The sequence below is a fragment of the Sporosarcina sp. OR05 genome (genome assembly GCF_041414805.1).
In the GTDB taxonomy this organism is placed as follows: Bacteria; Bacillota; Bacilli; order Bacillales_A; family Planococcaceae; genus Sporosarcina; species Sporosarcina saromensis.
Genome location: NZ_JANKJL010000001.1, coordinates 485,081 through 497,218 on the forward strand (window position 1 = coordinate 485,081; position 12,138 = coordinate 497,218).

Genomic DNA, 12,138 nt, shown 5'->3' on the forward strand with positions numbered 1-12,138 from the left:
TTTTTTATTTGCAAAATTATCAATGTGAAAATATTCCGTATGTGTTGTATGATAGAAAGTGGAGAAGAATTAGTATAATTATTATTAACTGGGGGGCGCTTATGAAGGCAATTTTTCATGAAAAAGGAGAATTGAAAGTTGGTAGAGTGGAAGAGCCGAAAGCTAAAAAGTGCGAGGTTGTTGTCTCCATTCATGCTGCTGGATTAAACCGAAGGGATTTGATGATTCCTCGTCGCAGAGGTGATGCAGCGGAGCCGCTTGTACTAGGGTCCGACGGTGCTGGTGTCATCGAGTCGCTTGGTGAAGGGGTTATGGATTGGGCTGTTGGAGATGAAGTAATCATTAATCCCTCGTTACGGTGGTATGAGAATCACACATGTCCACCAGAAGAGTTTGAGATTTTAGGCATGCCGGATAACGGTACATTCGCTGAAAAGATTGTTATATCTGCTGAACAAATTGAAAGAAAACCTACTCATTTGTCGATGGAAGAAGCTGCTGTAGTCTCGTTATCAGCGTTAACGGGTTATCGAGCGTTATTCACTCAAGCTGACGTGAAAAAAGGCGACACGGTTTTTATACCAGGTGCGGGAAGTGGTGTGGCAACTTTCCTTATCCAGTTTGCTAAAGATGTCGGTGCACGTGTTATCGTAACTTCCCGTTCGGAAGAAAAGAGACAGAAAGCAATTGAACTTGGAGCTGATGTAGCCATTGACACTTCTAGCAACTGGGTTGAAGCATTAGCAAACGAAACGATCGATATTGTCATCGATAGTGTAGGGAAGGCAACTTTCAACCGGTCTTTGGAAGTGTTAAAACGTGGTGGACGAATCGTCGTATTTGGCGCAACAACAGAAGATCTTGTGGAATTGGATTTACGAAAGTTTTTCTACGGGCAATATCAGTTGTTCGGCTCAACAATGGGCAGTCGAGAAGAGCTACGAGCAATGCTTAAGCATATGGAGAAGTTTAAGACAAAACCGGTTATTGACCGTGTGTATAATTTAGATGATGGAATGGATGCGTTTCGAGCTTTAACGAATAGTGAACAGTTCGGAAAACTTGTACTTAAGATTAAGTAAAAAATGACGAGCACGAGGTACGTCTTTTAGGAGAAGGGTGGCGGCTAGATTGACAAAAGAAGCAAAACCATTAACAGACTTAGCAATCGCTAATGCAGCGGTGATGAAGCCAATTGGCGTTATTGCACAACAAGCGGGTATACCAGAGGAAGCAGTTGAGCCCTATGGCCGATACAAAGCTAAAATTGATGTAGCAAAATTACCGGTTGCTAAATCAAACGGTAAAGTTGTATTAGTGACTGCCACGAGTCCAACACCGGCAGGAGAAGGAAAATCCACCGTCACAGTTGGTTTGGCAGATGCATTAGCAAAATTAGGGAAGAAATCTATGATTGCTTTGCGTGAACCTTCTTTAGGACCTGTGATGGGAGTAAAAGGTGGAGCAGCAGGTGGTGGATATGCACAAGTGCTGCCGATGGAAGAGATTAATCTGCATTTTAATGGTGATATCCATGCAATTACGACAGCTAATAATGCGTTAAGTGCCATGATAGATAATCACTTACATCAAGGGAATGCGCTTCAAATTGACCCAAGACGGATTACATGGAAGCGTGTACTGGACATGAATGATCGGGCACTACGTCATGTGACGATTGGACTTGGCGGACCAGGTCAGGGAGTTCCAAGAGAAGATGGGTTTGACATCACGGTCGCTTCGGAAATTATGGCAGTTTTCTGTTTAGCAACAAGCTTGGATGATTTAAAAGAGCGTTTGTCCCAAATGGTCATCGGCTATACGTATGACAAAGAAGCGGTGACCGTAAGAGACCTAGGTGTCGAAGGTGCTTTAACGTTATTGTTAAAAGAAGCGTTTAAGCCTAATCTTGTGCAAACAATTGAAGGGACGCCAGCACTTATTCATGGAGGGCCTTTTGCCAATATTGCGCATGGTTGCAATTCATTAATGGCGACAAATACAGCTAGGCAACTTGCAGATATTGTTGTCACAGAAGCGGGTTTCGGATCTGATTTAGGTGCTGAGAAATTCATGGATATAAAAGCACGAAAAGGTGGTTTTTCACCGGATGCTGTTGTTATAGTTACGACAATACGCGCTTTAAAAATGCATGGTGGTGTGGCGAAAGCTGAGTTGAGAACTGAAAATGTTCAAGCGGTTGCGGCTGGCATCGTGAATCTTGAAAAGCATGTGGAAACGGTGCGGGCGTTCGGAGTTCAGCCCGTAATTGCATTGAATCAGTTTGTAGCAGACACAAAAGCGGAACTCGATTATGTGTTAACTTGGTGTGAGAAGAACAATGTAAGAGCTGCGTTAACAGATGTTTGGGGGAATGGTGGTGAAGGCGGTAGAGCATTAGCTGAACAAGTGCTTGAACTGCTGGACGAACCGAATCATTTTGCACCCCTTTATGATGTGGAACAATCCGTTATTGATAAAATCACAACAATCGTACAGACGGTCTATGGCGGAAATGGTATCGTGCTTACAGATAAAGCTAAAAAAGATCTGCTACAAATCGAGCAAAACGGATGGGACATTTTACCGATTTGCATGGCAAAAACACAATATTCATTCTCGGATGATCCGAAAAAACTAGGGAGACCAAAGGATTTTACGATTACAATCCGCGAAATTTTGCCGAAGCTTGGGGCTGGATTCCTCGTCTGTCTCACGGGCGACATTATGACAATGCCTGGTTTGCCTAAACAACCTGCAGCACTTCAAATGGATGTCGATGAAAAAGGCAATGCTGTCGGCTTAATGTAAAGGATTAGACGGTGAATAAAAGCAGAAATAAAAAATGCATGAGGGAATGAGCCTTCATGCATTTTTTTAGTTATGTTGAAATTATAACGCTTTATCGTCTACTTGGTTCAACCAATTTTCTATTGAACCAATAACCGATTCCACAGAACCATCTTCGAATGGCGATAGTAAATTTGCTTCTTTAACAAGTTCAGTAAAAGGCTTCGAGCCACCTAATTTACAAAGGTGTAAATAATCGTTCCAAGCCTCCTCACGATTTTCAAAAGATCGTTTCCAAAATTGGAACGCACAAATTTGAGCTAGCGTATAATCAATATAATAAAATGGAGATTGATAAATGTGAGATTGACGTTGCCAAATGCCTCCGGCTTCTAAGAAAGGAATGCCGTCATAATCCCTCATTGGCAAATAGGTTTTTTCGATTTTTCTCCAAGCTTCTTTTCGTTCTGCCGGTGACATTTCTGGATTTTCGTAAATAACGTGTTGGAATTCATCGACTGCAACACCGTATGGTAAAAATAGTAGGCCGCTGCTTAAATGTGCAAACTTGTACTTTTCCGTTTCTTCTTGAAAGAAAAGTTCCATCCAAGGCCATGTGAAAAATTCCATACTCATCGAATGGATTTCCGCACCTTCGTATGTTGGCCAAACGTATTCAGGGATGCCAATGTTCCTGCTGGAATACACTTGGAAAGCATGCCCGGCTTCATGTGTCAAAACGTCGATATCTCCGGAAGTACCATTAAAGTTGGAGAAGATGAAAGGAGAATCATAGTCGTCAATAAATGTGCAATAGCCACCTGATTCTTTTCCTTTTTTTGCAACAAGGTCAAGTAAATTCTTTTCAGTCATATAACGGAAAAATGTGTCCGTTTCAGGAGACAGTTCTGCATACATTTTCTTTCCATTCTCAATAATCCACTCGGGTGATCCTTTTGGCGTGGCATTCCCACTTAAGAAATTGAGCGTTTGATCGTAATACTTCATCGATTCGATTCCGATGCGTTCTGCTTGTCGTTTATAAAGCTTGTTTGCAATTGGAACGATGAAGTCACGGACTTGGTCACGGAAATTTTTCACCATTGCTGCGTCATAGCCAATTCGATTCATTCGGACATAACCTAATTCTACAAAATTGTTAAATCCTAATGTTGTCGCGATTTCATGCCTAACTTTCACGAGTTCATCGTATATTCTGTCGAACGAGTCACCATTTGCTTCGTAAAATGAAAATGACGCTTCCATTGCAGCTTTGCGAACGGATCTGTCCGTAGATTCTGCGTATGGACCTAGTTGGGCAAGTGTTAACGTTTTACCGTCAAATTCAATTTGTGCAGATGCGACAAGCTTTGAGTATTCGGATACGAGTTTATTTTCTTTTTGCAATAACGGTAAGATTTCTGGTGAAAATGATTTAATCGCATTATCTGCTAATGCGAACAGTTGTGGTCCCCATTTTTCTTCAAGTTGTTTGCGAAACGGTGTTGCAACAAGTTCTTTGTAAAAAGCCGTTCCGAGTTCTTGGAATTCAGGATCGATTTCATCAAAATATTCACGTTCCTGTTGATAAAACTCATCATTCGTGTCGATTGATGAACGGATAAGCATAATATTGGATTGTGTAGAGTAATTAGAGTTGATGCGATTAATGCTTTCAATAATTTCATTTTGAGATTCAAAAGAGGTTGCACCTTTAAATTGCTCGAGTAAATCAAGAAAGTGCTCCTTAATACGTGGCAAATCAGGTCTCTTATATTCATAGTCTTCGAATTTCAACATTCCCATTCCTCCATTTGTATACTGTGAATTGTATTCACTATCTTCATTGTTCATGAATTGTTGGGAAAATGCAAAAGAAATTTACTAGTAGGAGAAAGTATTTTTAAATTTGCAACTGGTTCGGAAAAGCAGGCTGCGATTTGGAAAAGGATGGAGGTGTTTTCGGAAGATTGCGCTGTTGGTGAGTAGTATGCGGCGATTTTCGGAAGTGTGCTTTGTTTACGAGAAATATGCTTGCGATTTTCGGAAGAATGCACTGTTCACGAAGAAATATGCTGCGATTAGGGAAGGATGCTGTAGCGATTGAATGACCGTTGCGATTTCTTCGATAAGCAGCTATGGCAAATAATGCTGAGAGGATACATTTTCCATTAAATATGTTTTGCGTTGTATGCTTCATGAATAGAATCGCATTGTATCGGTAAGAATCAAATCTTTGGAACAGAAATCGATTAGAAGTGGACAAATGTTGAACGCTTTAGCTAAAAGTGTTGTAAAATGAAAGAAAGTAACTACCGATAGGGTGATGATGATGGAAATTATGGAATATAGCATGATCGAAATGGTGGATCCGACTGGTATTTTATCTGGTCAGCGATATGAGTTTCGCATTTATGTGAAATTTGAAGAAGAGGATGAACTTTATACAGAGCAGGGGACTGGAGTCCGTGTACTTTATGTTGTAGATGAAGAAACCGAGAAGGTGGCATCTTATCATCTTTTTGATCGTGCGACGGATGAAGTGTTGGATTTTGAATTAGATGAAGAGGAACAACTGGCTATTGCTGAATTTTGCAAAGAGCATCTAGGCGACTGAACAGATGCTGTTTCTGTAGCAAAACTTAAAAAGGCGGCGCACCAATTTTGAGTGCGCTGCCTTTTTGCGTTGTTCATTACAAGGAAAACCTGTTGACTTCCTTTTGAAGATTTTCTGCTAACCGTGCCAACGATTGTGAACTCGAGGAAATCTCTTCGTTCACAGCAAGTTGTTCTTCAGTTGCAGCGCTCGTTTCCTGTGCTGTGAATGCAGTTGACTCTGCTAGTTTTCTTACTTGAACAGATGAATGTGAAATCGCTTCTGTCATTGAGCGGATTTGTTCAATAGCTTCCGCTACAGTGACAACATTGTCGTTAACGTCATTGATAGAGTGTTCAATTGTATTGAACGTTTCTTGGGATTGATGTGTAGCGTCTAGACCGTCCTTCACACTGTCTCTACCTGTATGGATAGCTGAAACTGCTTGACTCGTAGCCTGTTGGATGGAAGTAATCATCTGTCCAATTTCTGTTGCCGATGTTTTAGATTGTTCAGCTAAATGACGGACTTCCTCCGCGACTACTGCAAAGCCTTTTCCGTGTTCTCCAGCTCGTGCTGCTTCAATTGCTGCATTTAACGCTAACAGATTTGTTTGTTCGGATATAGCAGTAATGAGAGACGTGACTTTTTGAATTTCCGCAGATTGTTTTGCCATTGCTTGAATAATGGTTGCAGCTTCTTGAATAACGGAATCCGCCTCGTTCATTTGTCCAGATAGTCGTTTGACAGTCGATGAGCCATCTGTAACGTGGGAAATCACTGCACGCATTGCATCGAGCATTTGTGCATTGCTTGCAGCAATCATGTTGACGTCAGCTGTCAGTTTGGAAACGGATGTGACAGTATCACCTACTAATTCAGCTTGTTCTTCACTATTTTTCATATTTTTCTCTGAAGCTGTTGCAACGAGTTCGGATGATGCTAGACTCTCTTCAGAACTTGCAGAAAGCTGTTCAGCCTGTGCAGCTAATTGATGGGAAGAATGCCGGATTTGTTCCAATAAACCTTTCAGATCAGTTGCCATTTTATTGAACGCTGTAGCCATGACGCCAATTTCATCTTTATTTTGAATGTGTAATGATTCAATGGTCAGATCACCAGACGCAACGCGTTCAATAGCAGCCGTCATTTTTCTAACAGGATTGCCAATGCTCCGACTAATGAAGGTAGCGATAATGAGTGAAAGTATAATGGCAATACCAATGAATACAAACGTTATCATATGTACAGTCTTCGTTAAACTTGCCAATTCTTGTCTTGATTGTTGCATTGCTTGTTGTTGATGTTCTTTTAAAGCAGTTGCTCTCTCCATAATTTGTTCGTTCAATGTGTTTGCATCACGTAGTAATGTTCGATTTTGCGTCTCGGAAGCTCTCATTAAGCTATAACTGAGTTCATCTACAAGTTCCCCAAATTGTAATTGCAGTGTAGTAAGCTCTCCGACAAGTTCAGCGTCTGAGGAATTTCTAAACGACTCGTTTAGTTCAACCATTAACTTTTCTGCATGGGCAGTTGACTCATCTCTTTGGTCGACAAATTCTTTCGTTTTAAATAATACATAACTACTAATGGCGATATACCGTTCTTTTTGTGCACTAATCAATTCATCTGCAAGGTTCACTTTATGCGCACGATCTTCAATGAACAAATCGAACTCCTCGTTCATCTTATACGTTGCAAAAAACGAGGAACCCCCCATTATAAGCATGATGACAAGAAGAATTGAAAACCCCATCCAAATCTTTTTTGATACTGATAATTTCACACTACATTCCCCCTGAATTTCACTCTAGTAGTACAGTCCATATACCTATTATACTTGTTTGATAATATAATACTATATAAAAATTATAAAATTTAAGCGCTTTTAATTTTTGTGCGGAAAAGTACGTAGAATTCTTTAAAAAATTTCGCACTGATCCGTTCGTTTTTTGTGATTTTTATTGAAAAATAGTAGATAATGTGTAGAGTAGAAAGTAGGAAATACTGATGAGGGTGTTTTTTTATTCATCGAAAATTCTAAGAAAACTGGAGTGTTTATAGATGAACAATGAAATCGTCGACATTACAATTATCGGTGGGGGGCCAACAGGTTTGTTTGCTTCCTTTTATGCAGGAATGCGCGAGATGTCTGTCAAGATTATTGACAGCCTTCCACAACTAGGAGGTCAGTTAGTCGAGCTCTATCCTGACAAATATATTTACGATGTAGGTGGATTTCCTAAAATCCTTGCAAAAGACCTTGTAGCAAATCTTGTAACCCAAGCTCATTACGCAAAACCGGAAATCTTGCTTGGAGAGACTGCACTCTCTTACACAAAAGAAGATGATCACTTTGTGCTTACGACTGACAAAGGGACGCATTTGACACGTACAATCCTTTTGACAGCAGGAATTGGTGCTTTCCAACCACGTAAGATTGGTTTGACAGAGGAAACTGATTTTGAAGGAAAAACCTTGCATTATGGAATAAAAGATCTTTCACTCTTCAAAGATCAAGAAGTACTTGTTTGTGGTGGTGGAGATTCAGCAGTGGACTGGGCATTAATGCTCGAGGATATTGCTTCATCCGTTACACTTGTTCATAGAAGAGAACGCTTTACCGCTCATGAAACGAGTGTCAATCAATTGATGGCATCTAAAGTGAATGTGTTAACATCTCGTAATGTCAAGTCCATTATAGGTGAAGAAGGTACTGTGAAAGATGTGGTTGTTGTCCAAAAAGACGGTGCAGAAGAAACGTTGGCGATCGACCATGTAATCGTCAACTACGGTAATATCTCTTCACTCGGTGCGATTAAAGAATGGGGACTTGAAATGGATCGCAATTCCATTTTGGTCAACTCTCGCATGGAAACGAATATTGAAGGAATCTATGCAGCTGGTGACGTAACAAATTACGATGGAAAAGTGAAGCTTATTGCTGTCGGCCTTGGAGAAGCTCCAATTGCTGTCAACCATGCAAAAGCACATATTGATCCGAAAGCAAGGTTGCAACCTTTACACAGTACGAGTGTGTTTAATTAATTTTCAACAATAAAGTGACGAATTGTGCATCGAAAAACCGCGCGGAACCTAAGTGTTAAAACTTAGGATCTACGCGGTTTTTTATTGTTCGATGTTCAAAGGAAAAATGCAATAGCGAGTATGACCGCAATTGGACCGAATAAAATGAAATAGCCAATCGGATTGCCGAAATTAATGGTCCATCCTACTCCGAACCGTTTCTCAACGAATATGGAAGGATCGTTTTTGTTGACATAGAATACGCCAGCTTTCCAGTACCGGTCTTCATCTACATCCGTAATGCCTTGAGGGGTTTGTTCTTCTAAGTCAATTTTTTGGATACGTGCCCCACCTTGCCCTATCTTGTAGGCGTAAATAGCAGTTCCGACTAAACTGATAACAAGAAAACCTAATGGTGCGGTAATAAGTAGCAATGTACCGCCTATTTCTTCGTGAATAATTGTTAGTTGGAAAAAAGCAAGTAGTAAGGTTGTCAATAACGTTGTTAGAAATAGAAACCAACTTGTGTATTTCCTGAATGCTAGTTGTTGTATTTTTGATTTGTTTTTATTCGTAGCGTTCAGTTTAATGCCTGACTTCTTTGTAAAATAATTTATAGCACTCATCATGCCTTGCATCACAAGAAGAATGAGGAGAAGGGCAACTGCGGTAAAGGGATTCTTTTCACTGAATGCATCAGGTGCGCCAGTCGGACCCCAGTGTGTAGGGATCAAATGAGGCAAGTGCTCATAATTAATTGTTGTATAAATGATCAGTCCAATTGTAATCGTCATTGGAAGTGTAAAATAAATTGTCGGCAACATTTCGTCAGCGGAGCGGCTCGATAAATCTACAACGCGAATTTGTTTTAAAGTCGCTCCCCATTCATTGTCCTGTTTTCGTTTTGCTGTTTTACTATGAAAGACAACATATAGAATCATGCTTACCAAAAGGGTGATAAATTGTAGCGCCAAACCACTTCCGACAATTGTCGCTTCTGTAGAATCATTTAGACTTAGTACAATGAAAGTGATTGCACTTATAAATCCTGTAAGGAGTGTCCCGGTCATATAATATTTTTTGTACTGTGCCAATTTGCTATCTTCGGTATGTCCTTCTGGAATTGTAACGCCAAAGACAACGGTCCTTTTGACGAAATAAGGTGTACCTGCTTGCATGCCTGTCAAAAATAAAATGATAACTGTCATGATGATGACGGTCATTTCCTTAGCCCTCCTTATAATCTGACATAATTGTTAAAGCAATCGATAGTACTTCATCTTTGTTCATTCCGTAAACTGTTGATTCAGCAAGTACAGTTTTTAAAGCATGTGTTATTGTAGCGAGTTGTTCGTCAGTTGGTGTTGTTATCTCGCTTACCACTGCTCCCGATTTAGGAATGATTCGTATGATATTTTTTCGTTCCAGCTCGTGGTATGCTTTATTCACGGTATGCATATTGACACCGAGATCAGCGGCCAATGAACGAACGGAAGGTAACGTATCGTTAGGTTGGAGCTCTCCTTTGGCAATCAATTCAATGAGCTGATTGACCAATTGCGTATATATGGGGATTTCTGAAGACGGTTCAATTTCGATGAACATATTAACCCTCCAATCTGTTCTAATTGAATTATAACAGAAATGTACCTAGAATCAATGCTGTGAATAAACAAAAACCGCGTGACGCCATCTCTGAAAAATGATGGTGACGCGCGGTTTTAGTTTACCTTAGTCGGTTGTTTGATTTAATTCGGCAACTGTAACAAATTCAAATCCTTCTGTTTCCAAATACGAAAGAACAGCATCGAGCCCGTCTGCTGTGGCTTGGTGGATGTCGTGCATTAAAATGATACTGCCATCTTTGGTCTGTTCTTTTATGAGTTGGAGAAGTGTGTCAGGATTACGGTGTTTCCAATCTAATGAATCCACGTCCCACAAAACAACAGGGAGTTCAGTTTGAAAACGTACCATTTTGTTAACCGCTCCATAAGGTGGCCTGAAAGCTTCGGGTTTATGGCCAGATATTTTTTCAATCATCTCACTCGTAGATTCAATTTCTTTTTGAACTCGATCAGCTGAGAGTTTTGTAAGATCTGCATGGTTCCATGTATGGTTACCAATTTCGTGACCAGCTTCTATTACTTCATTTACAACATCAGGGTAATATTCGACGCGGCTTCCTAGCATGAAAAATGTTGCTCTTGCTTCATACTTTTTAAGTGTGTCAAGAATTTGCCGCGTTATTTTTGGGTCTGGTCCGTCGTCAAAAGTAAGAGCGACTAATTTTTTTGATGGTTCTACTTTATGTTCATTATCCGTGTGAGTTGTTGACTGGTCATGTGTAGAGTCATCATCCTCCTTAGTAGGTGTTTCTGTTGAAGGGTAGTCTTCATTCGGATCCGTTGGTTTTGCAGGTTGAAACACATCGATTAAAAAAGGCGCAACAATATCGATTGGAAGCGTAACGATTGGAGGGCCAACTGTTTGGTCTGCAATTGTCTGCTCGTCAAAATAGAACAGAAGCGATTCATCAGAAATCGCGTAGTTGCGATAGTTGTTCCAAAATGGTTGTGTATGCATTTCCATACTTTTTTCTTGTACATGACCTACTAACGATGGATCCTCGTGTATTGCTGCTCGCACGAATGAAGCAATCTTTTCGAGTTTAGTAGGGTCATTGTGCAACAGATCTTCTATTGAATAATGATTCCCGTTTTCTGGATTCAAGTGGAACGAGCGAATTTCCAATGTACCGGCTTCTACATCACTAAAGTTCGTATTTGTTACAAGGACAAAAGAATAGTTTCCGGAATGATGGGTAATTGTTTCAAAAGAGATGTTCAGTTCACCTGAAGTTTTAGTGTTCTTTTGCCTTTTTGATTTCAACTTTTGTATGTAATGGTTTTGTGCTTCAGTAATATATGTAAGTATTTGGTCGTTAAAGGAAGTGTAGTTTGTTTGTGGATATTGAATCGCAAATGGTGAATAGGGATCATTTGATGTTTTCGTAACAATTTTAACGCCTGGATAGCTCGACTCGATTTCTTCCATCTGTATTGGAGAGGTTGCGTTTGTAGAAGGACTTTCTTTTTTAGATAGAAGACCTTTCGTCGGAAAAACCAATAAAAAGGCGGAAATTGTCAAAAGAATGATTGCGACTGAAAAAATGATATCAATCCAAGTGGAACGGTATTTATGGTGCAGCTTTTTCATGTTGCTAAACTCCCTTATTTTGTATTCATTGGTTCTCGAGCTTTTGAAGCCCGTGTAAGGTGCATGTTGCTGTTTTTTGGTGCTTAGTCAAAAACTTGGAGAAGCGGATTAGTAGTCTTGTTAGCTGATTAATGACGCGAAAGCTTTGGAATATAAGCGTATCGTGTCAATAAAGTCTGTTTAATGACGCGAGCGTTCCGTTTTACAAGTGTATCGTGTCAATAAAGACCGTTTAATGACGCGAGCGTCCCGTTTTACAAGTCTATCGTGTCAATAAAGTCCGTTTAATGACGCGAGTGAACCGTTTTACAAGCTTATCGTGTCAATAAAGTCTGTTTAATGACGCGAGCGTCCCGTTTTACAAGTCTATCGCGTCAATAAAGTCCGTTTAATGACGCGAGCGACACGTTTTACAAGTCTATCGCGTCAATAAAGTCTGTTTAATGACGCGAGCGTCCCGTTTTACAAGTCTATCGCGTCAAAAAATCTGTTTAATGACGCGCATACCT

At 40.2% G+C, this 12,138-nt stretch carries 9 protein-coding genes; 4 read left to right on the top strand and 5 right to left on the bottom strand.

The features are described 5' to 3' along the window. The first annotated feature begins 101 nt into the window (after positions 1-101). Positions 102-1,082 (top strand): zinc-binding dehydrogenase, encoded by a 981-nt coding sequence (locus NRI27_RS02220; RefSeq protein WP_371389370.1) that lies wholly within the window; start codon positions 102-104, stop codon positions 1,080-1,082. 49 nt (positions 1,083-1,131) lie between these two features. Then, positions 1,132-2,811: a formate--tetrahydrofolate ligase gene (locus NRI27_RS02225; protein WP_371389371.1), complete on the top strand. Its 1,680-nt coding sequence runs from the start codon at positions 1,132-1,134 to the stop codon at positions 2,809-2,811. 81 nt (positions 2,812-2,892) lie between these two features. Here NRI27_RS02225 and NRI27_RS02230 read toward each other — a convergent pair whose 3' ends face one another. Beyond that, on the bottom strand, positions 2,893-4,590 hold the full coding sequence (locus tag NRI27_RS02230; RefSeq protein ID WP_371389372.1) for a M3 family oligoendopeptidase: 1,698 nt from the start codon (positions 4,588-4,590) through the stop codon (positions 2,893-2,895). Positions 4,591-5,122: 532 nt separating this feature from the next. Here NRI27_RS02230 and NRI27_RS02235 point away from each other — a divergent pair. Beyond that, positions 5,123-5,407, top strand: a complete 285-nt coding sequence (locus NRI27_RS02235) for a DUF6509 family protein (protein WP_317942890.1) — start codon at positions 5,123-5,125, stop codon at positions 5,405-5,407. Positions 5,408-5,483: 76 nt separating this feature from the next. Here NRI27_RS02235 and NRI27_RS02240 read toward each other — a convergent pair whose 3' ends face one another. Further along, a complete protein-coding gene (locus NRI27_RS02240) occupies positions 5,484-7,172 on the bottom strand; it encodes a methyl-accepting chemotaxis protein (protein ID WP_371389373.1) in 1,689 nt (562 codons plus the stop codon). Positions 7,173-7,450: 278 nt separating this feature from the next. On the opposite strand from NRI27_RS02240, the gene NRI27_RS02245 reads away from it, so the two are divergent. After that, positions 7,451-8,434, top strand: a complete 984-nt coding sequence (locus tag NRI27_RS02245) for an NAD(P)/FAD-dependent oxidoreductase (protein WP_371389374.1) — start codon at positions 7,451-7,453, stop codon at positions 8,432-8,434. Between the two features lie 95 nt (positions 8,435-8,529). Here the strand turns inward: NRI27_RS02245 and NRI27_RS02250 are convergent, their stop codons facing one another. The 3 genes from NRI27_RS02250 to NRI27_RS02260 all read right to left on the bottom strand — a co-directional run bounded on the left by NRI27_RS02250 (position 8,530) and on the right by NRI27_RS02260 (position 11,629). After that, positions 8,530-9,636, bottom strand: coding sequence for a DUF1648 domain-containing protein (locus NRI27_RS02250; RefSeq protein ID WP_371389375.1), 1,107 nt, complete (start codon positions 9,634-9,636; stop codon positions 8,530-8,532). Between the two features lie 4 nt (positions 9,637-9,640). Beyond that, entirely contained in the window at positions 9,641-10,018 is a 378-nt protein-coding gene (locus NRI27_RS02255; protein WP_371389376.1) for a GntR family transcriptional regulator, read from the bottom strand. Between the two features lie 126 nt (positions 10,019-10,144). Beyond that, the gene (locus tag NRI27_RS02260) at positions 10,145-11,629 is read right to left on the bottom strand and encodes a polysaccharide deacetylase family protein (protein WP_371389377.1); all 1,485 of its coding nucleotides are present in this window, start codon (positions 11,627-11,629) and stop codon (positions 10,145-10,147) included. Between the last annotated feature and the right edge of the window lie 509 nt (positions 11,630-12,138).

Excerpts from the sequence above, each read along its gene's own strand:
- NRI27_RS02260 (WP_371389377.1), bottom strand. The coding sequence starts at position 11,629 with ATGAAAAAGCTGCACCATAAATACCGTTCCACTTGGATTGATATCATT.
- NRI27_RS02255 (WP_371389376.1), bottom strand. The coding sequence starts at position 10,018 with ATGTTCATCGAAATTGAACCGTCTTCAGAAATCCCCATATATACGCAA.
- NRI27_RS02245 (WP_371389374.1), top strand. The coding sequence starts at position 7,451 with ATGAACAATGAAATCGTCGACATTACAATTATCGGTGGGGGGCCAACA.
- NRI27_RS02220 (WP_371389370.1), top strand. The coding sequence starts at position 102 with ATGAAGGCAATTTTTCATGAAAAAGGAGAATTGAAAGTTGGTAGAGTG.
- NRI27_RS02250 (WP_371389375.1), bottom strand. The coding sequence starts at position 9,636 with ATGACCGTCATCATCATGACAGTTATCATTTTATTTTTGACAGGCATG.
- NRI27_RS02230 (WP_371389372.1), bottom strand. The coding sequence starts at position 4,590 with ATGTTGAAATTCGAAGACTATGAATATAAGAGACCTGATTTGCCACGT.
- NRI27_RS02235 (WP_317942890.1), top strand. The coding sequence starts at position 5,123 with ATGGAAATTATGGAATATAGCATGATCGAAATGGTGGATCCGACTGGT.